Annotated in this window: 21 protein-coding genes and 2 pseudogenes; 9 read left to right on the top strand and 14 right to left on the bottom strand. The window is 64.5% G+C overall.

Annotated elements, in window-relative coordinates; genetic code table 11:
* Window positions 1-4: 4 nt before the first annotated feature.
* From ACWV8V_RS04810 to bamE, 3 genes are all read right to left on the bottom strand, one after another.
* Window positions 5-1681 carry a long-chain fatty acid--CoA ligase gene (locus tag ACWV8V_RS04810; protein ID WP_259260961.1) on the bottom strand — a complete coding sequence of 559 codons (1677 nt, stop codon included), beginning with the start codon at window positions 1679-1681 and terminating at the stop codon, window positions 5-7.
* Window positions 1682-1926: 245 nt separating this feature from the next.
* A complete protein-coding gene (acnA, locus tag ACWV8V_RS04815; protein ID WP_455899076.1) occupies window positions 1927-4698 on the bottom strand; it encodes an aconitate hydratase AcnA in 2772 nt (923 codons plus the stop codon).
* Window positions 4699-4943: 245 nt separating this feature from the next.
* Entirely contained in the window at window positions 4944-5321 is a 378-nt protein-coding gene (gene bamE / locus ACWV8V_RS04820) for an outer membrane protein assembly factor BamE domain-containing protein (protein ID WP_123729166.1), read from the bottom strand.
* Window positions 5322-5521: 200 nt separating this feature from the next.
* On the opposite strand from bamE, the gene ACWV8V_RS04825 reads away from it, so the two are divergent.
* The 7 genes and pseudogenes from ACWV8V_RS04825 to ACWV8V_RS04855 all read left to right on the top strand — a co-directional run bounded on the left by ACWV8V_RS04825 (window position 5522) and on the right by ACWV8V_RS04855 (window position 10741).
* Window positions 5522-5746 (top strand): AbrB/MazE/SpoVT family DNA-binding domain-containing protein, encoded by a 225-nt coding sequence (locus ACWV8V_RS04825; RefSeq protein ID WP_123729167.1) that lies wholly within the window; start codon window positions 5522-5524, stop codon window positions 5744-5746.
* A gap of 7 nt (window positions 5747-5753) precedes the next feature.
* Window positions 5754-6152, top strand: coding sequence for a type II toxin-antitoxin system VapC family toxin (locus ACWV8V_RS04830; protein ID WP_123729168.1), 399 nt, complete (start codon window positions 5754-5756; stop codon window positions 6150-6152).
* A 49-nt stretch (window positions 6153-6201) separates the two neighbouring features.
* Window positions 6202-8787 carry a bifunctional aconitate hydratase 2/2-methylisocitrate dehydratase gene (gene acnB, locus ACWV8V_RS04835; protein ID WP_455899077.1) on the top strand — a complete coding sequence of 862 codons (2586 nt, stop codon included), beginning with the start codon at window positions 6202-6204 and terminating at the stop codon, window positions 8785-8787.
* 401 nt (window positions 8788-9188) lie between these two features.
* Complete coding sequence (locus tag ACWV8V_RS04840; RefSeq protein ID WP_455899606.1) at window positions 9189-9302, top strand: hypothetical protein; 114 nt, start codon at window positions 9189-9191, stop codon at window positions 9300-9302.
* Window positions 9286-9744, top strand: a complete 459-nt coding sequence (locus ACWV8V_RS04845) for a hypothetical protein (protein ID WP_259260955.1) — start codon at window positions 9286-9288, stop codon at window positions 9742-9744. Before ACWV8V_RS04840 ends, ACWV8V_RS04845 begins: the two co-directional genes overlap by 17 nt.
* Before the next feature lie 166 nt (window positions 9745-9910).
* Window positions 9911-10135, top strand: a pseudogene (locus ACWV8V_RS04850) (hypothetical protein); the annotation flags it as partial.
* Between the two features lie 87 nt (window positions 10136-10222).
* The gene (locus ACWV8V_RS04855; RefSeq protein ID WP_455899637.1) at window positions 10223-10741 is read left to right on the top strand and encodes a hypothetical protein; all 519 of its coding nucleotides are present in this window, start codon (window positions 10223-10225) and stop codon (window positions 10739-10741) included.
* Between the two features lie 61 nt (window positions 10742-10802).
* On the opposite strand, the pseudogene ACWV8V_RS04860 reads toward ACWV8V_RS04855, so the two are convergent.
* Window positions 10803-10913, bottom strand: a pseudogene (locus ACWV8V_RS04860) (LysR substrate-binding domain-containing protein); the annotation flags it as partial.
* 194 nt (window positions 10914-11107) lie between these two features.
* Here ACWV8V_RS04860 and ACWV8V_RS04865 point away from each other — a divergent pair.
* Window positions 11108-11470 (top strand): energy transducer TonB family protein, encoded by a 363-nt coding sequence (locus ACWV8V_RS04865; protein WP_455899078.1) that lies wholly within the window; start codon window positions 11108-11110, stop codon window positions 11468-11470.
* A 579-nt stretch (window positions 11471-12049) separates the two neighbouring features.
* Window positions 12050-12517 carry a hypothetical protein gene (locus tag ACWV8V_RS04870; RefSeq protein WP_259260951.1) on the top strand — a complete coding sequence of 156 codons (468 nt, stop codon included), beginning with the start codon at window positions 12050-12052 and terminating at the stop codon, window positions 12515-12517.
* Between the two features lie 131 nt (window positions 12518-12648).
* Here the strand turns inward: ACWV8V_RS04870 and ACWV8V_RS04875 are convergent, their stop codons facing one another.
* The 10 genes from ACWV8V_RS04875 to ACWV8V_RS04920 form a co-directional block, all read right to left on the bottom strand.
* Window positions 12649-13716, bottom strand: a complete 1068-nt coding sequence (locus ACWV8V_RS04875) for a protein-glutamate methylesterase/protein-glutamine glutaminase (protein WP_123729172.1) — start codon at window positions 13714-13716, stop codon at window positions 12649-12651.
* The gene (gene cheD / locus ACWV8V_RS04880; protein ID WP_123729173.1) at window positions 13713-14309 is read right to left on the bottom strand and encodes a chemoreceptor glutamine deamidase CheD; all 597 of its coding nucleotides are present in this window, start codon (window positions 14307-14309) and stop codon (window positions 13713-13715) included. The genes ACWV8V_RS04875 and cheD overlap by 4 nt, the downstream gene beginning before the upstream one ends.
* Window positions 14306-15169, bottom strand: a complete 864-nt coding sequence (locus tag ACWV8V_RS04885; protein ID WP_455899079.1) for a CheR family methyltransferase — start codon at window positions 15167-15169, stop codon at window positions 14306-14308. The genes cheD and ACWV8V_RS04885 overlap by 4 nt, the downstream gene beginning before the upstream one ends.
* A gap of 54 nt (window positions 15170-15223) precedes the next feature.
* Window positions 15224-17497, bottom strand: coding sequence for a methyl-accepting chemotaxis protein (locus tag ACWV8V_RS04890; protein ID WP_455899080.1), 2274 nt, complete (start codon window positions 17495-17497; stop codon window positions 15224-15226).
* Between the two features lie 222 nt (window positions 17498-17719).
* Complete coding sequence (locus ACWV8V_RS04895; RefSeq protein WP_455899081.1) at window positions 17720-20083, bottom strand: methyl-accepting chemotaxis protein; 2364 nt, start codon at window positions 20081-20083, stop codon at window positions 17720-17722.
* A 96-nt stretch (window positions 20084-20179) separates the two neighbouring features.
* Window positions 20180-20563, bottom strand: coding sequence for a hypothetical protein (locus tag ACWV8V_RS04900; RefSeq protein WP_123729177.1), 384 nt, complete (start codon window positions 20561-20563; stop codon window positions 20180-20182).
* Window positions 20564-20734: 171 nt separating this feature from the next.
* A complete protein-coding gene (locus ACWV8V_RS04905; protein ID WP_259260948.1) occupies window positions 20735-21229 on the bottom strand; it encodes a chemotaxis protein CheW in 495 nt (164 codons plus the stop codon).
* A 165-nt stretch (window positions 21230-21394) separates the two neighbouring features.
* Window positions 21395-22174 (bottom strand): flagellar brake protein, encoded by a 780-nt coding sequence (locus tag ACWV8V_RS04910; RefSeq protein WP_259260947.1) that lies wholly within the window; start codon window positions 22172-22174, stop codon window positions 21395-21397.
* A 139-nt stretch (window positions 22175-22313) separates the two neighbouring features.
* Entirely contained in the window at window positions 22314-24497 is a 2184-nt protein-coding gene (locus ACWV8V_RS04915) for a methyl-accepting chemotaxis protein (protein ID WP_455899082.1), read from the bottom strand.
* Between the two features lie 5 nt (window positions 24498-24502).
* Complete coding sequence (locus tag ACWV8V_RS04920; RefSeq protein WP_259260945.1) at window positions 24503-24982, bottom strand: hypothetical protein; 480 nt, start codon at window positions 24980-24982, stop codon at window positions 24503-24505.
* Between the last annotated feature and the right edge of the window lie 148 nt (window positions 24983-25130).

A 25130-nucleotide genomic window follows, 5' to 3' on the forward strand; every position in this document is an offset into this window, starting at 1 on the left:
ACTGTTACGGCGCGGGCGTATCGCGCAGTTCGCGGCGCAGGATCTTGCCGACGTTGGTCTTCGGCAGCTCCTTGCGGAACTCCACGATGCGCGGGTGCTTGTAGCCGGTCAGGTTGGCACGCGCGTGTTCCTTGACCATCTCGGCGGTGAGGTTGGGGTCCTTCTTGACGATGACCACCTTGACCACTTCGCCGGACTTCTCGTCGGGCACGCCGACCGCAGCGACTTCGAGCACGCCGGGCATCATCGCGATGACGTCTTCAACCTCGTTGGGATACACGTTGAAGCCGGACACCAGGATCATGTCCTTCTTGCGGTCCACGATGTAGAAGAAGCCCTGCTCATCCATCCGCGCCATGTCGCCGGTGTGCAGCCAGCCTTCGGCATCGACCGCCGCGGCGGTGTCTTCCGGGCGCTGCCAGTAGCCCTTCATCACCTGCGGGCCCTTGATGCACAGCTCGCCGACGTCGCCGGCGGGTAGGGTCTGACCGTTGTCATCCTTGACGCAGGCGTCGGTGGACGGAATCGGCAGGCCGATCGCGCCGTTGTACTCGGCCAGGCTGAGCGGATTGATGCAGGCCGCTGGCGAGGTCTCGGTCAGGCCATAAGCCTCGACCAGGGTCACGCCGGTGACCTTCTTCCAGCGCTCGGCGACGGCGCGCTGCACCGCCATGCCGCCACCCAGGGTGACCTTCAGCGAGGAGAAGTCGATCTCGTCGAAGCCGGGGGTGTTGAGCAGGCCGTTGAACAGCGTGTTGACGCCGGTGATCGCGGTGAAGCGGGTCGCCTTGAGCTCCTTGACGAAGCCCTTCATGTCGCGCGGATTGGTGATCAGGTAGTTGCAGCCACCGAACTTCATGAAGACCAGGCCGTTCGCCGTCAACGCGAAGATGTGGTACAGCGGCAGGGCGGTGATGATCACCTCCTTGCCCATCTCGATCCCCGAGGCGGAAATCCACGCCGAGGCCTGCTGCATGTTGGCCACCAGGTTGCGGTTGGTCAGCATCGCGCCCTTGGCCACGCCGGTGGTGCCGCCGGTGTACTGCAGGAAGGCGACATCGTCGTGATCGATCTCGACCTTGGGCAGGGTGTGGCGGCTGCCCAGCTTGAGTGCCTGGTTGAAGCGGATCGCGCCGCGCAGGCTGTAGTTGGGCACCATCTTCTTGATGTACTTCAGCACGAAGTTCACCACGATGCCCTTGGCGCCGAGCATGTCGCCCAGGCCGGTGGTCACCACCTGCTTGATCGGGGTATCGGCGATGACCTGCTGCACGGTGTCGCAGAAGTTGTCGACCACCACCAGCACGGCCGCGCCCGAATCCACCAGCTGGTGCTTTAGCTCGCGGGCGGTGTACAGCGGGTTGACGTTGACTACGGTCAGGCCGGCACGCAGCACGCCAAAGGTCGCGATCGGGTACTGCAGGCAGTTGGGCATCATCAGGGCGACGCGGTCGCCCTTCTTGAGCTGCAGCTCACCGAGCAGGTAGGCGGCGAACTGTTCGACCAGTGCGTCCGTTTCCCCGTAGGTCAGGACCTTGCCGAAACTGGAGTAGGCGGGGCGGTCGCGGAACTTGGCCACCGAAGTGTCGAAGACGGCCGACACCGAATGGAACTCGTTGACGTCGATCTCGGCGGGTACGCCTTTGGGATAACTCTGCAGCCAGGGTCGTTCCAGACTCATATTCCCCCTCCAGGAAACGTGGATGATGTAACGCGATGACGGAGAGTATCCGTCGTTTCATGCCTCGGCAGCATACCGTCCCGAATGGCAAACGCGAAGGGCCCGTGAAGAAAGGCCAAAGAGGGTCACCAGGACGCGTTGTTTGCGACATGCCCGGTCGGTGCCCACGACCAACGGTCGTGGGCTACCGTGTGGACCACGACCGGTGGGGCGTGACCCGACGCCACAGCAACGCGGCGGCTGGCTTACTTCTTCCCCGCCAGCTGGCGCAGCACGTACTGCAACAGGCCGCCGTGCTTGAAGTACTCCACTTCCTTCGGGGTCAGCAGCATCACATGCGCCTCGAAGGTCTTCTTCGTGCCATCGGCCTTGGTGGCGGTGAGGGTGGCCGACTTGCTGGCGCCATCCTCCAGGCCGGTGATGTCCACCACTTCCGAGCCGTCCAGGCCCAGGCTCTGCGCGTTCTCGCCGTTCTTGAACTGCAGCGGCAGCACGCCCATGCCGACCAGGTTGGAGCGATGGATACGCTCGAAGCTCTCGGCGATCACCGCCTTCACGCCCAGCAGGTTGGTGCCCTTGGCCGCCCAGTCGCGCGAGGAGCCAGTGCCGTACTCCTTGCCGGCGAACACCACCAGCGGGACGCCCTCGGCCTTGTACTTGACGGCCGCATCATAGATCGCCAGCTTCTGCGGCTCGCCGCCATCCTTCGGGAAGTACAGCGTGTTGCCGCCTTCTTCGCCGCCGAACATCAGGTTCTTGATCCGGATGTTGGCGAAGGTGCCGCGCACCATGACGTCATCATTGCCGCGGCGGCTGCCGTAGCTGTTGAAGTCGGCCGGTTGCACGCCACGCTCCTGCAGGAAGCGGCCTGCCGGGGAATCCTTCTTGATGTTGCCGGCCGGGGAGATGTGATCGGTGGTGATCGAGTCGCCGAACAGGCCCATCACCCGTGCGCCGTGCACGTCGTCGATGTGGCCGACGTCCATCGTCATGCCCTCGAAGTAGGGCGGGTTCTTGATGTAGGTCGAGCTGCCGTCCCACTCGTACAGATCGCCATCGGGCGACTTGATGGTGTTCCAGCGGGTGTCGCCCTTGAACACGTCGGCATAGTTCTTCTTGAACATCTCCGGCCCGATGGTCGCGGCGATCACGTCGCCGATCTCCTTGTTGCTCGGCCAGATATCGCGCAGGTATACCGGTTGGCCATCGCTGCCCGTGCCCAGCGGCTCGGTGGTCAGGTCGATGTCGGTGGTGCCGGCGATGGCATAGGCGACGACCAGCGGCGGGCTGGCCAGGTAATTCATCTTCACTTCCGGGTGCACGCGGCCTTCGAAGTTGCGGTTGCCCGACAACACCGAGGCCACCACCAGGTCACCGGCGGCGATGCCGGCACTGACTTCGGTGGGCAGGGGGCCGGAGTTCCCGATGCAGGTGGTGCAGCCATAGCCGACCACATAGAACCCGACCTTCTCCAGCTCGGTGAGTACACCGGCTTTTTCCAGGTAATCGGTGACCACGCGCGAGCCCGGGCCGAGCGAGGTCTTGACCCAGGGCTTGCGGTCCAGGCCCTTGGCTGCAGCGTTGCGGGCGAGCAGGCCGGCACCGATCATCACCGCCGGATTGGAGGTGTTGGTGCACGAGGTGATCGCGGCGATCACCACCGCGCCATCCTTCAGACGGAATTTCCGGCCATCCAGCTCGACATCGCTGTAGCCCTTGGCCAGCTGTTCGTTGCCGACCGCCGCGCCGCCACCTTCGTTGACGAAGGTGGAGACGTCATCGTTGCGCTTGTCGCGATTGGTGGTCAGGCCGACCAGGTTCTCGCGGTAGTTCTGCTTGACGTCTTCCAGCAGCACGCGGTCCTGCGGGCGCTTGGGGCCGGCCAGCGACGGCTTGACCTCGCCCATGTCCAGTTCCAGCGTGGCGCTGTAGCTGGCGTGCGCGGTGTTGGCGTCGTGCCACAGGCCCTGGGCCTTGGCATAGGCTTCCACCAGCGCGATCTGTTCCTCGCTGCGGCCGGACAGGCGCAGGTAGGTCAGCGATTCCTCATCGATCGGGAAGATGCCGCAGGTCGCGCCGTACTCCGGCGCCATGTTGCCGATCGTGGCACGGTCGGCCAGCGGCAGATGCTGCAGGCCTTCGCCGAAGAACTCCACGAACTTGCCGACCACGCCGTGCTTGCGCAGCATCTGGGTGACGGTCAGCACCAGATCGGTGGCGGTGGCGCCTTCGGGCATGCGGCCGGTCAGCTTGAAGCCGACCACCTGCGGGATCAGCATCGACGACGGCTGGCCGAGCATGGCCGCTTCAGCTTCGATACCGCCGACGCCCCAGCCGAGCACGCCGATGCCATTGATCATGGTGGTGTGGCTGTCGGTCCCGAACACGGTGTCCGGGTACGCCAACGCCTTGCCATCCTGGCGCGTTTGTTCAGAGCCGGCAGTCATGACGACGCGGGCCAGGTTTTCCAGATTCACCTGGTGGACGATGCCGGTGTTGGGCGGCACTACCTTGAAGTTGTCGAAGGCCTTCTGGCCCCAGCGCAGGAAGCCATAGCGTTCCTGATTACGCTGGAATTCGATCTTGCCGTTGAGGTCCAGCGCATCGGGCGTACCGAACACATCAACCTGCACCGAGTGATCGATCACCAGCTCGGAGGGGATCTGCGGATTGATCTGCTCCGGGCGTCCGCCGAGCTTGACCACCGCATCGCGCATCGCGGCCAGATCGACCACGCACGGCACGCCGGTGAAATCCTGCAGCACCACGCGGGCGGGCATGAAGGCAATCTCGATGTCCGGCTCGGCCTTGGGATCCCACTGGGCCACGGCCTGGATGTGGTCCTTGCCGACGGTCACGCCGCCATCCTCGTGCCGGAGCAGATTCTCCAGCAGGATCTTCATCGAGTAGGGCAGGTGGGAAATGTCGAACGTCTGTCCGAGCTTGGGCAGGCTGAAGTAGTCGTAGGTGGTGCCGCCGACGTCCAGCTGGCTGCGGGTGGAGAACGAATCGCTCATTGCAGAAACTCCTCTTGCGGATGGCTTGCAAGGGCTGCGCCGGAACGCGCCTGCTTGCGGCTGCCGTCGGGCTCGCTGCGCCCGCCGATGCGTCGCAGTATGCGACAGCGGCAGGGGCGTGCCAGCCCTTGGGCTCAGGACGGAAGGTTACACAGGCATGTGTAGTGCCGATGTCATTGCCCGGCGCCCGAATGCAGACGGGGCGCCATGAGCGCCCCGTCGGGAAGTAGCTTGTGGGCGGCCGCTTACTTGCCGTTGGCGGCGTCGATCAGCGGATTGCCGGTCTTGCCCACGGCATTGGTCTTGGACTTGGCCGACAACACGCCGGTCTTGCCGAACTCGAACACCGTGGCTTCCTGGACGTTCTTGCCGAACGACTTGATCTTGACGAAGTCGTAGTACCAGACCTGCGTGTCGCCAAGCTGTTCGCGGCGGCTGGGGGCACCGAAGGCGCCGCGGACATCCTCCTGGGTGGTCTTGCCCACTTCGGCGGCATCCAGCTGCTGCTGGGTGATCTCGGTGCCGGTGGTGTAGGCGCCAAACGGGTTGGCATGCGCCGGCGGGGCCGCGAGGGCCAGCGGGGCAGCAATCAGCAGGGCAAAGGCGAGGGTGGTGGCGCGCATCGTGGGATGTCCTTGTCTATCGATGGGTGTGCGGGTCGCCAGGGTGACGGGAAGTGTCCGCGTCCGGGCGGCAGCGGTGGCTGCCCGACCAGTCTAGCCTTCTTGCGCGGCCCACGGCGCCCGCAAGGCAGGCAGCGCCTGGATTTGCCCCTGAACGATAAAGTACGTACAATTCATACATACTTTTTGAGGCGTACCCCATGGAAGCCACCGTTGCAGAGCGCGGACAGATCACCCTGCCCAAGGCCGTGCGTGATGCGTTGGGGCTGACCAAGGGCACCCAGCTCACCGTCGAGCTGGAAGGCGGCCGCATCATCCTGCGCAAGAGTGTGGACGATGCGATCTCACGCGCCCGCGGCAAATTCGCGCTGGACGGCTTCGAGTCGTCCGAGGCCGCGGTGAAGGCCGTCCGTGACGAAGACTGAGCCTGCGATGATCGCCGTCGATTCGCCGGTGCTGATCGAACTGCTCAGCAACGGCCCGCAGGCTGACGCCGTGGAGGCCTGTCTGCGCCAGAACCTGGTCGGCGGCCGCGTCGTGGTCTGCGGGGCGACCCTGGCCGAACTGTGCGCCTCGCTGCGCGGCGGTGCCGAAGTGCTCGAGGCGCTGGAGGAAATGGGCGTCCATTTCAACGCGCTGGAAGCCAAATCGGCCCTGCGTGCAGGCGAGATGCAGCGCCGTCACCGGCAGCGCGGCGAAGGCCGCCGCAGCCTGGACGACTTCATGGTGGGTTCGCACGCACTGCTGCAGTGCGACGGCCTGATCACCTGGAACGACAAATTTTACCGCGACTACTTCAAGGGCCTGAAGCTGATCGTGCCGCACGCCTGAGCCCATACTTTTAAACCGCATTCTTTCAAAGAATCACCCGGGAGTTGTCATGTTGGAAGCCTACCGCCACCACGTAGCCGAGCGCGCCGCGCTTGGCATCCCGCCGCTGCCGCTGAGCGCCCAGCAGACGGCCGACGTCATCGAACTGCTGAAGAACCCGCCCGCCGGCGAAGCCGAGTTCCTGCTGGAACTGCTGACCCACCGCGTGCCGGCCGGCGTCGATGACGCTGCCAAGGTCAAGGCCTCGTACCTGGCCGCGATCGCCCTGGGCAGCGAAGTCAATCCGCTGATCACGCGCGAGCGCGCCACCGAACTGCTGGGCACCATGCTCGGCGGTTACAACGTCGCGCCGCTGGTCCAGCTGCTGGACGACAGCGCCGTGGGTGCCATCGCCGCCAATGCGCTGAAGAACACCCTGCTGGTGTTCGATGCCTTCCACGACGTGCAGGAAAAGGCCAAGGCCGGCAATGCCAACGCCCAGGGCGTGCTGCAGAGCTGGGCCGATGCCGAATGGTTCACCAGCCGTCCGCAGGTGCCGGAGAGCCTGACCATCACCGTGCTCAAGGTGACCGGCGAAACCAACACCGACGACCTGTCGCCGGCCCCGGATGCCACCACCCGCCCGGACATCCCGCTGCACGCCCTGGCGATGCTGAAGAACAAGCGTGATGGCATCGAGCCGGAAGAAGACGGCAAGCGCGGTCCGGTCAAGTTCCTGGAATCGCTGAAGGACAAGGGCCACCTGGTTGCCTATGTGGGTGATGTGGTCGGTACCGGTTCCAGCCGCAAGTCGGCCACCAACTCGGTGCTGTGGTTCACCGGCGAAGATATTCCCTTCATCCCGAACAAGCGCTTCGGCGGCGTGTGCCTGGGCTCGAAGATCGCGCCGATCTTCTACAACACGATGGAAGACGCCGGCGCGCTGCCGATCGAACTCGACGTGTCGCAGATGAACATGGGCGATGTGATCGAGCTGCGCCCGTACGACGGCAAGGCCCTGAAGGACGGCGCCGTCATCGCCGAGTTCAAGGTCAAGTCCGACGTGCTGTTCGACGAAGTGCGCGCCGGTGGCCGCATTCCGCTGATCATCGGCCGTGGTCTGACCGCCAAGGCGCGTGAAGCGCTGGGCCTGGCCCCGACCGATCTGTTCCGCCTGCCGATGGACCCGCCGGATACCGGCAAGGGCTTCTCGCTGGCGCAGAAGATGGTCGGCCGCGCCTGTGGCCTGCCGGAAGGCCAGGGCATGCGCCCGGGCACCTACTGCGAACCGAAGATGACCTCGGTGGGCTCGCAGGACACCACCGGCCCGATGACCCGTGACGAGCTGAAGGATCTGGCCTGCCTGGGCTTCTCGGCCGACCTGGTGATGCAGTCGTTCTGCCACACCGCGGCGTACCCGAAGCCGGTGGACGTCAAGACCCACCACACGTTGCCGGAGTTCATCTCCACCCGTGGCGGCATCTCGCTGCGCCCGGGCGATGGCGTGATCCACAGCTGGCTCAACCGCATGCTGCTGCCCGACACCGTCGGCACCGGTGGCGACTCGCACACCCGTTTCCCGGTGGGCATTTCGTTCCCGGCCGGCTCGGGCCTGGTCGCCTTCGCGGCGGCCACCGGTGTGATGCCGCTGGACATGCCCGAATCGGTGCTGGTCCGCTTCAAGGGCAAGATGCAGCCGGGCGTGACCCTGCGTGACCTGGTCAACGCGATCCCGCTGTACGCGATCAAGTCCGGTCTGCTGACCGTGGCCAAGGCCGGCAAGAAGAACATCTTCTCCGGCCGCATCCTGGAAATCGAAGGTCTGCCGGAGCTGAAGGTCGAGCAGGCGTTCGAACTGTCCGATGCCTCGGCCGAACGTTCGGCCGCCGGTTGCTCGGTGCACCTGAACAAGGAGCCGATCATCGAGTACCTCACCAGCAACATCACGCTGCTGAAGTGGATGATCGCCGAGGGTTACCAGGACGCCCGCTCGCTGGCGCGCCGCATCGAGAAGATGGAAGCCTGGCTGGCCAACCCGGAGCTGCTGGCCCCGGATGCCGACGCCGAGTACGCCGCCGTCATCGAGATCGATCTGGCCGACATCCACGAGCCGATCGTGGCCTGCCCGAACGATCCGGACGACGTCAAGACGCTGTCCGACGTGGCCGGTGCGGCGATCGACGAAGTGTTCATCGGTTCGTGCATGACCAACATCGGTCATTTCCGCGCGGCCGCCAAGCTGCTGGAAGGCAAGCGCGACATCCCGACCAAGCTGTGGGTGGCACCGCCGACCAAGATGGATGCCTCGGAGCTGACCAAGGAAGGCCATTACGGCACCTTCGGCACCGCCGGCGCACGCATGGAAATGCCGGGCTGCTCGCTGTGCATGGGCAACCAGGCGCAGGTGCGTGAGGGCGCGACGGTGTTCTCGACCTCGACCCGCAACTTCCCGAACCGTCTGGGCCGCAACTCCAACGTGTACCTGGGTTCGGCCGAACTGGCCGCGATCTGTTCGCGTCTGGGTCGCATCCCGACCAAGGAAGAGTACATGGCCGACATCGGCGTGTTGGATGCCAGCAGCAAGGACATCTACCGCTACATGAACTTCGACCAGATCGAGGACTACCAGGAAGTGGCCGGTACGGTTGCTGCCTGATCCGGGTGCCGGGCGCTGCCCGGCCTTGGTAGCCATCGACCGTTGGTCGATGGGCTGAAAACACAAACCCCCGGTGAAAGCCGGGGGTTTTTTTATTGATAGGCTCGCGCAATCGAAAAGTGCATGGACGCGTCGTTTTGCTGAGGGCAGCGCGAGCACATGAGGTCAAAGGGAGATGTCGTAGGTGCAAGTACAGATTCAGGGTAGAGCGTGGCCTGGTAGGAACTCCGGCCAGCTTCAACGCCAACATTGATGGAATAGGCGGCTGGGAAGTAAGGGAAATTTCCGCCAACATGGAAGAGCGCCACAGCTCGGACTATCAAGGGGTACCAGGTCTCGGGAGGGGCAGGCGCGTCGGGTAAGAACGGGAGGCTTTACAGAAGAGTGTGGATGTATACGTCGTGCCGCCAAGTGGCCCATCAAGATGGCTGGACCTGCGAGCATGGAAAAAAACAGCTTCGAACGCAAAGCCAGATGAGGTGATCTATGTGGGATGGTATGAAAAGGACATTTAGTCTTGCGATCCTTTCCGCTGTGGGGCTGACGTGCTTCATCTCGACCAGCGCGGCGGAGCGTCAAGGTGGCAGATGCCAGGCGATGAGTGGTGCTTACAAGGGTGTGCAGTACTGTCAAGTACCCATCCACGCCTTGCTGGCGAACCCGGAGTCCTACGATGGCAAGGCGGTGGCAACCTTTGGATATCTTCTCCATGAAGGCGGGCGCAGAGATGTCATCGGACCCGCGGCGGATGGGCTGCGTCGTTTCGATTTCATAGCATGTGTCGACGTTGACCGTCGTGGTGCTACCTATGAAGATTCGGCCGCGGGCCTGTCTGCCGGTGTTTACTTTGTGATGATTCAAGGTAAGTACAAGGAGGGCGCGGTGAATGGCGCTTGCGTAGGCTCGTTCTCGGATGTGTACATCTCCAGAATTTCCAAGGTCCTGGAGAACGACTGATGGGTTGGTTTGGTTGGCCTGGACCAAAGTGAAGCCAAGAGCCGAGGTCAGATTCGTTGCGCAGTCGCCAGGTGCCCACGTGCGCCATCAGCCACGCGCCGGATAACGGAACGGCCATGCGTCAGGCTCTCCGGTAGCCGAAAGCGACGAGGCAGGTCCTTCGACTGGGCTGACCTGCATGCAGCAGCGCTATTACGACTCCGACGTTGGTTCCCATCTGTCGGTCGATCCAGTGGCCGCGGCGTCTAATCCCGTGGAGCTGTTCAGCAGGTATCGCTATGCGGACAGTAATCCGAGTCCGCCCCCATCGACTACGCTCATACACATCCCGGCACGGATTTCTTCAGTGGTGAAGACATCCAGATGGCCCAGTCAATGTATAGGGCGGTGAATTCTGGTTGATCCGTCCCTCTGGATTTCGAAGCGTTTGTTGGACTGACGAACGGTAAGATGTGTGAATGGGCATCCCTGCAGAATGGTGGCAAAACTGATGCGAATGTTAGGTATTCCACTCCTTGGCGGGCTCATTCTTGCGTCTGCATTCGGTGCAGCAGCTGCAGCGCCGCGGCAATGCTACGGGGAGGGCAAGGACCAGACCTGCGCACTTTCTTTTGGTGATCTTTGGGGTTCGCGCGAGCAGTACGCGGGACGCCGGATCGAAATCAGTGGATACCTTGTCCGCGGTTTTGGCCAACTGGTTCTGTATTCAGGAAAAGACTATTTTCTGTACCAGAAGGCAGTCGGCGGCATCGCGGTGCAAATGGACCAGGCAATGTTGGAGGCCGCACTTGCCGAGATGCGTCCTATCCCTGGGGGGGGAGACTGGCAGGACGAGGCCCTCTGTCCAATCACCGTACAGGGCATTTATACCGACAAGCCGTTTGGAGACTTTGCGACGTTGGGAACTGTGATGGTTGCAAGCGGCCCAAGGATGCTTCCATTTGTTGGCTCCTGCGCTGACCTGCAGCCCAAGCTACCGCAAGGCTTGGACAAATGACTTTCATCCAGCTAGGCATGGCGAACTGTTCCAGTGCCTTCGCATGCAGGAAGAGGTCATCGCCGGCGCTGCCGATCTCGATTAGCAGGCCGGCGCGGCGTTCGATCACGAACTGGTCACGCGACATCAGGGTGAGCCAGTCGTCTTCCAGCAGCAGGACGCGGGTGATCAGCACCCACGAGATTGGTCATACGCCTATGGCTTGTGCCACGTTTGGTTACAGGGCGGCAACCTCAAATGCTGATGCTGACGAGTTCAACGCAGTTCGATTCCTGGAGAACCCCGACAAGCAATGCTTGGGAATGCCACTGAGAACCCATTACTCTGAACTTCCGGTGCCAGGCCCCTTGGTGGGAGGGAATTAAGATGATCGGCATCACTGCGTACTTCATGATGACGGCTGCCGCGGTATCTGGATGCGATTGCCGGTCTGGGGGCTGGGATAAGGTTGTAGAGAACACAGAGGAGCTTGTTGTCTACAAGCAGCCGTTCAAGGTCCCAAGGGATCCTCTAGGCTCAAAGTACCCCGGCGCCTGTGTCAGGATTGGATTCCAGATCGATGTGAACGGGCGTCCCATAGATGTCAGAATTGATGGAAGCTCCGAAAACAGGTCGATGGATGTTGCAGCCCGGGAAACCTTGAAGAAGTACAGATTCGAAGTTCCTTCGAACGAAGCTGCAACCGAGTTCGCGCTTGTTTTCGTTTACCCTCCATCTGAGTCGCCGTAACGCGCAGGCGCCGCGGTCTGCCGTGTTGATTTCCTTAGCGTTGTCGGCGTCGTTGCTGCACCGAGCCGTATTCCATGCGCAGACGCGGCGGTTCATGGCCATGCCGGCGGAATATGCGCGACGTCGCGTACTTCCGGGCTCCGCAATAGAGAATTCAAGGCCGCTGGTGCTGCCGCCAGAGCATGGTTCGACACTGTAATGCCGGTGGGCATCAGGTATGAATCTGAAATAGGCGTCAGGATCTTTCAGGGGATGAACAAGGGCGCGGTTCTGGGGTACTCGGTAAGCGACGGTTTTTAGTTCCAGATAAGCGTGTCGACGCTCTGCAGCTCCGCCTCAGTGCTTGGGGATGCTGCCATCGGGTATGCGCATACGCACCTGGGACTGATTTGTTCAGCAGCGCAGACCTCAAGGCCGGGCGGGACATGTACCGGAGGCCGAATCGATCAAGAACGACGCCATTGGACATTGAGGCGTTTGTTGGTTTGACCGATGGCAGGATGTAAGGTTGGTCGTACTTGAAGAACGGCGGAGATATCAATGGGGGTAAGCACTCAACTTCTTAGCGGGCTTGCCTTGATGCTCAGCATCGGTGCGGCGGAAGCGGCGCCGCGGCAATGCGTGGGAGAAGGTCGCGATGAAATTTGTTTGCTCTCCTTCGGTGATCTTTGGGGTTCCCACCAGCAGTACGCAGGTCGCACCGTGCAGATCAGTGGATACCTTGTCAGTGGCTTCGGGCAGTTGTTGCTGTATCCAGGCAAGGACTATTTTCTTTACCAGAATGCGTCAGGCGGCATTGGCGTGCAGACTGATCGCCACGCTTTCGCCGCCGCTCGATCAAGGATGGATCGGATGAAAGGGCGGGGGGATTGGCAGTACGAATCCCCTTGTCCAGTAACCGTTCTAGGCACCTACGACGATGCGCCGTCCGGAAACTTCTCGACGTTGGGTACGATTACCATGGAGAGCATGCCGGCGGCGACACCTTTTCCCGACCCCTGTTCTTCAAACGAAGCGCCGAAGGAGCCGCTGCGACAGGAACGGTGACGTAGGATAGAAGTTGCAGGTCGCCCAGCGACTTCGTACAGTCGCCTGGATGTCGTTAACCGACTCAGCCGGCTGCACATGGGTGAAGCGCGCCAGCATCTGCGGCAGCAGGGTCTCGCGGGCCAGCCGCGTCAACCCCGCGCCAACGCCATCAACCGCTCCGCAATCCGCTCCAGCGGCACCATCTCCTCCGCTGCGCCCAGCTTGAACGCCGCACCGGGCATGCCCCAGACCACACTGGTCGCTTCGTCCTGCACCAAGGTGGGCGCGCCCGCGTTCTTCAGATCCAGCAGGCCACGGGCGCCATCGTCGCCCATGCCGGTGAGGATCGCGCCAATGGCATTGGCGCCGGCGCTTTCAGCGACCGAGCGGAACAGCACGTCCACGGCCGGCTTGTGCCGGTTGACCGGCGGGCCATCGTCGATCCGGCAGCGCCAGCGCGCACCGTCACGGATGATCCGCAGGTGCTTGCCGCCCGGGGGGAGATACGCATGGCCGGGCAGCACGGCTTCGCCGTCGGTGGCTTCGCGCACGGACATCGCCGAGTGGCGGTCCAGGCGTTCGGCGAACGGCGTGCTGAAGGTGGCCGGCAGGTGCTGGGTCATCACCACGGCCGGTGCATCGGCGGGCATGCCTTCCAGTACCACGCGCAGGGCTTCGGTGCCGCCGGCCGAGGCGCCGATGGCGATCAGACGGTCGGTGGTGCGGAACTGGATGGAGCGCGGCGCGACGGGAGCCACGGCGCCGAGGGTGATACGCGGCGGATTCGGGCGGGCCAACGGACGCACGCGCGAGCGTGCGGCCATCTTGACCTTGGCGATGATCTCGTCGGCGTAGCCCTGCAGGCCACGCGCGACATCCAGCTTGGGCTTGGAGACGAAGTCCACCGCGCCCAGCGCCAATGCCTGCAGCGTGGTGTCAGCGCCACGCTCGGTCAACGAAGAGATCATCACGACCGGCAGCGGATGCAGGCGCATCAGGTTTTCAAGGAAGGCCAGGCCGTCCATGCGCGGCATTTCCACGTCCAGCGTGATCACGTCCGGGGCCAGGCGCTTGATCTTCTCGCGCGCCAGCAGCGGGTCGGCGGCGGTGCCGACCACTTCGATACCGGGATCGCTGTCGAGGATTTCGCTCAGCATCTGACGCACGACCGCCGAGTCGTCGACAATCAGGACTTTGCAGGGTGCACCATGGGTCATTCGAACAGCTCCACGCCACCGGTGACCGGGGCTTTGGACAGACGGGCGCGCACGGCCGATTCGGTCGCGGCGACTTCGGCTTCATGCGCGTGCGGCAGCCGCTGCACGACGACGCGGCCGGTGTCGGCGAAGAACCACACCTTGCGCGGGTGGATGCCACACAGGTCTTCGGCAATGATCGGGATGTGCTCGGCCTGCAGGTACTGGCGCACGAACTCGGCGTTGCGGGTGCCGACCGGGTTGCTGGTGAAGCCCTTGAGCACGTTGGCGCCACCGAACACCTTGGCCTCAAGGCGCTTGCGGTGCGCGCCGCGCTTGAGCAGGTCGTTGATCAGCAGCTCCATGGCGTAGCTGCCGTAGCGCGCGGGCGCACCATCACCGACGTTGCCCTCGGGCAGCAGGAAGTGGTTCATGCCGCCGATCTTCAGCACCGGGTCGCGCAGGCAGGCGGCCACGCAGGAGCCCAGCGTGGTGGTCAGCGCGGTGTTGTCGTCCACCGCCAGATACTGGGTCGGCAACAGCTTGGCAGCGGTGACCTGGAAGCGGCTGTCGTAGTAGCGCATCACCTCATCGTTGCGGATCGGCAGACTCATACCGGCGCTCCGGGCGCGCGCTTGTACAGGGTGCGCCCGCACGGCTGGATCAGATCGGCGGCGTGCAGGTAGTTCTCGGAGTGGCCGGTATAGAGCAGGCCGTCGTCGCCCATGTGCTGGATCAGGCGCGAGAGGATGCCGCGCTGGGTCGGCTTGTCGAAATAGATCATCACGTTGCGGCAGAACAGCGCATCGAACGGGCCACCGACGTCGTAGCGGTTGGCGAGCAGGTTGAGCGGGCGATAGTCGATCAGATCGCGCAGGGCCGGGTGCACGCGGCAGTGGCCTTCGTTGGGGCCGGTGCCGCGCTGGAAGTAGCGCTTGCGGATCGCCGGATCCAGACCGGAGACCCGGTCGATCGCATAGACGCCACGGCTGGCGGTGGCCAAGACCTGAGTGTCCACGTCGGTAGCCAGGATGCGCACCGGCGGCTTGAGCGTGCCGAAGGTCTCGCAGGCGGTGATCGCCATCGAGTAGGGCTCTTCGCCAGTGGAGGCCGCGCACGACCACAGCTGCAGGGTGCCGCCACCGTTGCCGCGCAGGCGCAGTTCGTCGGTGAGCTTCTCGAAGTGATGCGGCTCGCGGAAAAACGCGGTGAGGTTGGTGGTCAGCGCGTTGGTGAACGCCTGCCATTCCTCGCCGCCGTGGGCTTCCAGCTGGTCCAGGTAGTCGCTGAAACTGCGCATGCCGAGCGCACGCAGCCGGCGCGACAGGCGGCCATAGACCATGTCGCGCTTTGCGGGCGCCAGCGAGATGCCGACCCGCTGGTAGATCAGCTCGCAGACACGGCGGAAATCACGGTCGGCGAACTCGAATTCGCGGCCATTGGAGGATGCGGCGGTGGCAGGAGGCGTGGACACGGGCAGGCTCGCAGTAAAAGGGGGGTGCGGCGGTCGTGCGACCGCCGCGCAAACTCAGAACTCTTGCCAGTTGCCGTCATCGGCGGGCAGGGCGCGCGAGGGCTTGGCGGCTGCGACCGGGCGGGGGGCGGCGGGCGCCGGGCGCGGGGCGCTGCGCACTGGCGGCAACGCCGCACCGGCTCGCGCGGTGACCGCGCTGACGGCCGCGGCGACCTGGTTGTCCAGGCGGAAGATGGCGACGGCATCGGCCAGCTGTGTGGCCTGCTCCTCCATGGAGCGGGCGGCTGCCGTGGCTTCTTCCACCAGGGCGGCGTTCTGCTGGGTGGTTTCATCCATCTGCACCACGGTCTGGTTGACCTGGTCGATGCCGGCGGACTGCTCCTGCGATGCGGCGGAGATCTCGGCCATGATGTCGGTCACGCGCTGCACCGAGGCGACGATTTCGCCCATGGTGGCGCCGGCCTGGTTGACCAGCTGCGAGCCCTCGGCGACCTTGCCGACCGAATCATCGATCAGGCCCTTGATCTCCTTGGCGGCACCTGCCGAACGCTGGGCCAGGGTGCGCACCTCGGAGGCGACGACTGCAAAGCCACGGCCCTGTTCACCGGCGCGGGCGGCTTCGACCGCCGCGTTCAGTGCCAGGATGTTGGTCTGGAAGGCGATGCCGTCGATGACCGAGATGATCTCGGCGATCTTCTTGGACGAGGTCTGGATCGCGGCCATGGTGGTGACCACTTCACCCACCACGCTGCCGCCCTGGGACGCAACGGAGTGCGCACCGATGGCCAGCTGATTGGCCTGGCGGGCATGTTCGGCGTTCTGGCGCACGGTGGAGGTCAGTTCCTCCATCGAGGCGGCGGTTTCTTCCAGGTTGGCGGCCTGCTGCTCGGTGCGGCGCGACAGGTCACTGTTGCCGGTGGCGATTTCGCCCGCGGACAGGTTGATGCTGCCTGCGGCGGTCTGGATCTGGCCGACGATCTGGGTCAGCTGCGCGACGGTGGCATTGGCGTCGTCGCGCATGGTGGCGAACACGCCCTTGAAATCGCCGTCCATGCGTGCGGTCAGGTCGCCTTCGGCGATGGCCGACAGCAGCTGGGAGAGCTTGCCCAGGTTCTCGTCGCTGACCTGCATCATCGCGTTGAGGTTGGCGATCATCAGGCGGAAATCGTGATTGAAGCGGGCGGTATCGCCGCGCTGGCTGAAGTCGCCAGCCGCGGCGGCCGATGCCAGGCGCTGGATCTCGCCGTTGATGTTGCCCAGGTTCTGCTTGACCGCATCGACGGTGGCGGTGATCTGCGCCTTCTCGCCGGGGTAGCGGGTGAGATCCGCACTCAGATCACCCTGGGCGTAGCGCTGCACGACGGACAGCACTTCGCTCATGGTCTGCACGTGCGCGCCGACCAGGGTGTTGGTCTCATGCACCATCAGGCCGTATTCGCCCGGGAAGGCGCCCTCATCCATGCGGTAGCTGGTGTTGCCGGCGTCGTGATGGGTTGCCATCTCGCGCTGGCCGCTGATCACCGCGTGCAGCTGTTCCTGCATGCGCGCCATGCTTTCCAGCAGGCGGCCAGGCTCGTCATGGGCCTGCTCGCCAATGCGGCTGTCCAGCTTGCCGCGGGCGATGCTCTCAGCCACGTTGGTGGCCTGGCGCAGGGGCAGGGTGATGCGGTTGCCGATCAACCAGCTCAGCGCCAGCACGATCAGCACCACGCCGCCACCGGTGGCGGTCATGATGCCGGTGAACACCAGCGCCTGCTGCTGCACGTCCTCCATATAGACGCCGCTGCTGACGACCCACTGCCACGGCTGGTACATGCCCGCGTAGGCCGATTTCACGAACAGGCCCTTTTCGCCGGCCTTTTCCCACTTGTAAGTGACCACGCCGCCGCCGATCCGGGCCATGCCGACCAGGTCGTAGAACAGGCGGACGCCGTCCTCGGAGCGGAAGTCCTTCATGTCCTGGCCGATCAGATCCTTGCGGAACGGATGCATGATCACGCGGTACTGGGTGTCGTAGACGCTGTAGTAGAAGGCATTGTTGTCCGCACGCATGCGGGCCAAGGCTTCCAGCGCACTCTGCTTGGCCTCCTGCTCGCTGAGCTCGCCGCTCTGCGCCAGGCCGTGGTAGTGATCGAGGATGCCGTAGGTCAGCTCGACCTGGGTCTTGAGGCTGGTCTTGCGCGTTTCGGTCAGGTCCACGTACTGCATGCGCGCCGCGACCACCGACAGCGCGATCACGCCCAGGGCGATGAGCAGCGTCAGCAGGTTCAGCTTGCGCCGGACGGAGAGGTTGGCGAAGTACTGGTTCCAGCGGCGGAATAGAGTCATGGGCAGGGCATCTGATCGGCAGGGAAGCACGTGGCGATGCCAGGGAAATCGCGGTGACGTTCACCCACCTGGCCGGCCGCGACGAAGTGTCTGGCAATGCTGTTATCGGCCGATTCCGGCGAGTATTTAGCCGTTCGCCATTCAGGCAGGCAGTTGTGCATGAAAAAGGCCCCGATGCCGAAGCACCGGGGCCTTCATGTGACACGGCAATGCGTCAGGAAATCAGAACTCCTGCCAGTCGCCGTCGGCCAGTTCGGTAGCGACCGGGCGCGCTGCCGGGCGACGGGCCGGGGCGGCGGCGACCGGTGCGCGGGCGGTGCGCGGTGCTGCGGCCGCCACGACCGGTGCAGGCGCCAGCGCATGCTCGTCCAGCTTGAAGATGGACACGGCATCGGTGAGGTGGCCGGCCTGTTCTTCCATCGCGCGGGCAGCGGCGGTGGCTTCTTCCACCAGCGCCGCGTTCTGCTGGGTGGTTTCGTCCATCTGAACCACGGTCTGGTTGACCTGTTCGATACCGGCCGACTGCTCCTGCGAGGCGGCGGAGATCTCGGCCATGATGTCGGTCACGCGCTGCACCGAGGCGACGATTTCGCCCATGGTGGCGCCAGCTTTCTGCACCAGTGCCGAACCGTCGTTGACCTTGCTGACGGAATCGTCGATCAGGCCCTTGATCTCCTTGGCCGCACCGGCCGAACGCTGGGCCAGGGTGCGCACTTCGGAGGCGACGACCGCGAAACCGCGGCCCTGCTCGCCGGCACGGGCGGCTTCGACCGCGGCGTTGAGCGCCAGGATGTTGGTCTGGAAGGCGATGCCGTCGATGACCGAGATGATCTCGGCGATCTTCTTGGACGAGATCTGGATCGCGCTCATGGTCGTCACGACCTGGCCGACCACGTCACCGCCCTGGCTGGCGACCGTATGCGCGCCGATGGCGAGCTGGTTGGCCTGGCGGGCGTGTTCGGCGTTCTGGCGCACGGTGGAGGTCAGTTCCTCCATCGAAGCGGCGGTCTCCTCCAGGTTGGCGGCCTGCTGCTCGGTCCGGCGCGACAGGTCGCTGTTGCCGGTGGCGATCTCGCTGGCAGCCGAACTGATGGCCTGGCTGGAATCCTTGATCCGGGTGACGATGCCGCTGAGCTGCTCGGCAGTGGCGTTGGCGTCGTCGCGCATCCGGGCGAACACGCCCTGGAAGTCGCCGTGCATGCGCACGCTCAGGTCACCCTTGGACAGTGCGGTCAGCAGGTTGGAGACCTGTTCGATGCTGGCCGAGTTGGCATCCAGCAGACCGTTGATCTGCTGGGCCAGCTGCAGGAAGAAGCCGTCCTTTCCTTCGCTGTCGATGCGACCGGAGAGATCACCGGCAGCAGCCTGGGCGATGACGCGCGCCACTTCGGCTTCCACCAGCGCCTCGGGGGTGCGGTCGCGCCATTCGGCCACGTGGCCGACGGTCTCGCCCTGTTCGTTGAGGATGGTGGTGACCGACTGCGCGAACTGCGCCTCACCGAACTGCAACTGGCGATGTGCGACGCCGTGCTGGCCCAGCTGGCCCATGAAGCGATCGTCGATCCGGTGGTTCTTCTCCAGGATCATCACGGACTTGCCGACCAAGGTGGCGGACGTGTCGAGCTCCGGCAGATCCTTCTGAAGCTCCTCGGCGTGCTGGGTGAGCGTCTGCTGCAGGGCACGGTTGGTGTAGACGATCTTCAGATCGGTATCGGTCAGGCACACGCCGGTCGAGCTGTAGTCCAGCGCGGTACGGATGCGCAGGTTCTCGCGGGCGATGGCCTGGTCGGTCTCGGTGCGCTCGCGCAGATCGCGCTGCATGCGCTGCATGGCCTGCAGCAGGTCACCGACTTCGTCCTTGCGGCTGACATCGATGTGACCATCCAGCTTGCCGCTGGCGACATCGTTGGCGACCGACACGGCGCCGCGCATGCTGCCCACCAGTGAACGGGCGAACAGATACACCAGCACCAGGCCCAGGGCGGCGCCGCCGAGCAGGGTGATGACGGTCAGCATGGCCGAGGCGGCATAGGTGGATTCGGCTTCTTCGCGCGAGGCGCGCGAGAGGCGGTTGTCTTCGGCGATCAGCGCTTCGAGCGCGGAGGACGCCTTGCGGTGCTTGGCGCGGGTTTCACCGACAAAGGTGTCCACGGCATCGTCGGGCAGGTCCAGCTCGAGCATTTCGGTGACGGCGTCGTAGGACGCCAGCGAATCGGCCCAATCCTTGGCGAAGGTGTCGAACAGCTTCTTCTGCTGGGGATTGTCGATCAGCTCGGGGTATTTTTTGATCGAGGCGTCGATCTGGGTGCGCAGGTCCGCAGCACGGCTCTTGGCTTCGGCTTTGACGTCATCGCTGGCGCGGATGAGGCCCTGGTAGGCGGAGTTGCGATACTCACCGACCATGCCGCGCATTTCACCGGCCATGCGGATGCTGTCCATCCGATGTCCGGCCAGCTCGGTGGTGACGTTGTTGAGTGAGTGGAGGCCGCGATAGGCCACGATGCCCTGCAGCAGCATCACCAGCAGGAGGACGCCGAAAGTCAGCATCAACTTGGGCATCAGTTTGAGGTTGTTGATCCACGGCATGGCAGGTGCAGTCTCCAGTGGCAAACGCGTCCGGCCGAGGTGGCCGGTTGCAGCGACCACGCCGGCCGGTGCCGGCGTGGCAGGGCGTACGGGGGATTACTTGATGTTGGCCAGCTTCAGGCTGGACGGCGAGCTGACTTCGATTTCAGCGCGCGAGGCATCGCGGGCGATCTTGCCGATCACGCAGACGGTCTTGCCTTCCAACGACTCCAGCGGGAAGCTGAACTTGTCGCGGTTGGCGCCGGCGATGCGGGCCGAGAAGGTGTGGCGCGGGAACGCACCGCCCATGTACAGGAAGGTCGGCTGGCCTTCGGAGCCTTCGGCGTAGCGGGCCTTTTCGACCTTGCCACAGACCATGCCGTCCTTGCCGACCGAGCGCGGGGCCATTTCCGGCGGGATCATCTCGTTGGACTGGGCAAACGCGGAGGACGCGGAGGTGGCGATCACGGCGACCGAGAACAGGGCAAGCAGGGACTTCATCGGGAAATTCTCCGGGGATATGGGCAAGTGGCCCGGCCGTGGGCAATCCAGTGCAGCCGGGTCCTGAATCCAGCTATCGGCCGGCTATCGCGGAACTGAAGCACTTTTTTTCCGTGACCCGCGTTGCGTTTGCAAACGCGGGTAGGAACGCTCTTTTCTGTGACAGACGTCTCAGGCGGCGACGTCGTCAACGACCAGATGGGTCTGGCCCATGTCGGCGCTGTCGAGCAGGGTTTCGATGTCGAGCAGGATGAGCATACGGTCGTCCTGGGTGCCGATGCCCGAGATGAAGCGGGTGTCGACGGCGGCGCCGAATTCGGGGGTCGGGCGGATCTGGTCGGCGGCCAGCGGGATGACGTCGGAGACGCTGTCCACCACGATGCCGACGACGCGGTCTTCGACGTTGAGCACGATCATGACGGTGAAGGCGTCGTAGGTCGCGTTTTCCAGGCGCAGTTTCAGGCGCAGGTCGATGACGGGAACGATGGTGCCGCGCAGGTTGATGACGCCCTTGATGTAGTCGGGCGCATCGGGGACGCGGGTGACGGAGTCGTAGCCGCGGATTTCCTGGACTTTGAGGATGTCCACGCCGTAGTGCTCGGCGCCGAGGGTGAAGCTGAGGTATTCGCCGCCGTCGCTGGCAGCGGTGGAGTTCTTGTCGTTCATCGAGGGGTCCTGGGTCGGGCGTGGCGGTCGAAAAAACCGGCTTCACGCTGGATATCGGCCTCGTTGGGGGCGACTTTAGGGGGGCGCATCTGTCTCCAGGCTACGTTGAGTGGCTCAACGGCTGGGGCGACGGCAGAAGCAACAGCAACAGGAGCTCAGTGGCCGTCAGATCTCCCCGTTTTTCCGGGCACTACGCTGTCGGTCGATGCGGAAGATATAGCGCTGGATCGCGCTGTCGCCGCCGCGCGGGAGATCATCGAAACGCATGCCGATGCGCTTCATCTCCACGCCATTGGGCAGCTTCACGGCCAGTTGATTGCACACGACCAGCGAGATGTGCAGTGGGCTGCTGTCCGGCATGTCCAGCTGGGCGGCATACCGCTTCTGCAGCGAGAAGACGTTGCAGTCCACCGGTACCGTGACCGCCAGACCCCCGCCGCTGATGTCCACCACCCGCAGGTGGAGGACCTCGCTGCGGTCTTCGTTGATCGGGAATTTCAGGTGCGGCGAATCGGTGATCGGCGTCTCGAGACGGTACAGCTCGCGGCGCTGCAGGTGGACCAGCTCGTCGGGGAACGGCACGCGGAAGGCCACGTGGCCGTCGTTCTGGGTACGCTCCAGCCCATCGAGCCGGAAGCGGACCATCACCCGGTCCAGCTGGGCGAAGCAGAGCAGGTGGCCGGCTTCTTCGGCCGCGCGATTGGAGGGCTCGGACGGGCTGCCGTCGAGCAGCAGCCAATCGTCGTCTTCGTCCAGTTCCAGGACGGCCGTCGGGAAGGACTGGTCGCGCCCCCCCAGATGGGCGTTGATCAACGAACGCTGGTCGATCAGCGCCTGCAGCAACTGCCGGATCTGGCGAGGGTTGCGGACCAGATACCGGTCGTCCGTGCCGTCGTCGTGCGCGGCATGGGAGGGGTCGTGTGCGTCGAGGCTGCCTTCGGACATGGAATCTGCTGAGTTGGGCGGGTGACGACATCCGCAGATGCCAGGGCTCAGTCCGTTTATCGGCAGCCGGTCACAATTATGTAGGGTCAGATGGCAGGGAGACCAACGCACCGGCATGTGGCCGGTGCGTCCTGGGCCCTCAATTGGCGCTGGCAATCTGGCGGATACGTTGCAGTACCGAGGTCTGGCCGTCGTCCAGGTGGAAGCGCGCCACTCCTTCGGCCAGCAGGCCGGCCTGATGCTCCATGCCATGCGTGGCCGTCATGGATTCTTCCACCAGTGCAGCGTTCTGGCGGGTGTTGACGTCCATCTGCGCGATGCTCTGGTTGACCTGTTCGATGCCCACCGACTGCTCCTGCGAGGCGGCGGAGATCTCGCCCATGATGTCGTTGACCTGGCGCACGGCAGTGACGATGTCGCCCATGGTGGCCCCGGCACGATCGACCAGCTGGCTGCCATGGGCCACCTTGCCGACCGAGTCGTCGATCAGCGTCTTGATCTCCTTGGCGGCGGCGGCCGAGCGCTGGGCCAGGGTGCGCACTTCGGTGGCCACGACAGCGAAGCCACGGCCCTGCTCACCGGCGCGGGCGGCCTCCACTGCGGCGTTGAGGGCCAGGATGTTGGTCTGGAACGCGATGCCGTCGATCACCGAGATGATGTCGGCGATGCGGCGGGAGGAGGCCTGGATGCCGCTCATGGTACGGATGACTTCGCCGACCACCTCACCGCCCTGCGAGGCGACCTCCGATGCACCACTGGCCAGTCGATTCGCCTGGCGGGCATGCTCGGCATTCTGGCGCACGGTGGCGGTGAGTTCTTCCATCGTGGCGGCGGTTTCTTCCAGGCTGGCGGCCTGCTGCTCGGTCCGGCTGGAGAGACGGCCGTTGCCTTCGGACATGCCGCTCGCCGCCGCGCTGAGGCTGCTGGATGCCGATTGGATGCTGGACACGATGCCGGTCAGCTGGTCGATCGTGGCATTGGCATCGTCCTGGATGCGCGCGAACACACCGTGGAAGTCGCCTTCCATGCGTGTGGTGAGATCGCCCCGCGACAGCGCGGAGAGGAGCTGTGAGATCTGTTCGATGCTGCTCGCGTTGGCATCCAGCAGGCCGTTGAGGTGCTCGGCCAGCTGCAGGAAGAAACCCTCCTTGCCGGCGGTCTCGACGCGGCCGGCGAAGTCACCGTTGGCGGCGGCGTGCACGATGCGGCCCAGCTCCTCTTCCACCTGCAGTTCGGTGGTGCGGTCGGCCCATTCCACCACGAAGCCCTGGCGTTGGCCGTCGCTGCCGATGATCGGGTTGACGATCAGGCGCATCACGCGGCCGCCGATCCGGATCTGGGCGCGGTAGGTGCCCTCCAACGTATCGAGCAGCTTGGCCTGGTGGGCGGGGTGGCGGTGGAAGATATCGATGTTGCGCCCGATCAGATCGCGGGCGTTGAACTGCGGCAGGTCGCGGCGCAGATCCTGCTCGACACCGCTGAGCATGTGTTGCAGTGGGCGATTGACGAAGACGATGTTGCGGTCGCGGTCGGCGATCATGACGTGGGTGGTGACGTCATCCAGCGCGGTGCGGATACGCAGGGTGTCGGCAAGGCTGGCCTGTTCGCGTTGGCGGCGATCCAGCAGTTGCTGGCTGGTCTGGACCAGGGTGTGCGCCAGTGAGTCGACGGGGAAGTCATCGGGGTGTACCCCGGTCGGCAGCGGTTGGTCATTGACCACACCGCGTGCCATGGCGGCCAGCGCGCGCGGGTCGTGGCCGATCAGCAGCAGCTGACGCCGCATCTGCACCGCCATGGCGCTGAGCAGGGCGGTCTCCACGATGACGTAGGTGGCGTGCAGCACGACCACGCCGAAGCCGCTGCCGGCAGCGAACACGGGCGTCGGTGTGCCCCGTGACTGCAGATAGAAGAACAGCAGGTGATGCACGGCGATGGCGCCGGCAGCGACCACGATCGGCAGCCAGTCGCGGTAATACAGCAGCAAGGCGATCAATACGATCACCGTGAAGTGCGTTTCCAGCATGCCGTGGGTCTGGTGGATCAAGGTGGCGGCCAGCACCATCCAGACCAGGGCGACCGTGCAGCGCGAGAGGCGCGTGCCCGGCAGCCAGCGGGTCTGCAGCGCGACCAGCACCAGGCTGGGCAGGGTGATCGCCAGGAAGGGGGTCCACTGGGCGTTGTGGACGGCCAGGACCAGCGAGGCGACCGACAGCAGGGCCGTCATCATCAGGAACAGGCGATCGGCCTCGGCCGCCATGACCTGCAGGTACGGCACCTTCTCGTGACCCACCAGCGAAAGGGGGGTGGTTGCGTGGGCGGACATGCGGGTCACTCCTGTGGGCATGAGCAGGGGGAGGGAACAATGAGCGGGGGCTGCGGATGGGCAAGCAACTGCTGGATCAGGGGCGCGGCCGAGGATGCGAGTCCGCCGCAACCGCGCTCGAGCAGCGCGGGTCCTGCGTAGACCAGGCGACGTGAGGCATCCAGCACGACCCAGGCATAGGGCACTGCGGCGGCGACGTCGCGGCGGTCGATGACGTGCAGCGAGGGCCGGGCTGCGGTTGCCGGGGCCGCGCACGGGCAGTGGCCGGCTGCCAGTAGCAGCACTGGAGCACCGACGGCGGGCAACGGTCCACCCAGGCCGGCCAGGATCTGATCGGCGGTCATCGCCGGTGGCGTCTCGGCCAGCGTACGCATCAGCGCAGGCAGTATCCAGCCGAGCCAGAGTGACAGCATGAGCAGGCCTGCCACGGCGCGGCGCGTCGTGATCTGCCGGTGCTGCCGAACCGATGCCATTGCCGTGGTCATGCTGCTGGCGTCCCTGCGCAACTCGATAGACCCGATAGCGGCGCGAGCCGCCGATAACTTGATGGCTGTGCCTCATCACTGTGCTGAATTCGGTAAGAAATGTGACGCGGGCGGCCCTTTGCACGGATCGCCGGACCCTCGAACGACG

It is taken from the genome of Stenotrophomonas sp. Ker107b, from assembly GCF_053847245.1.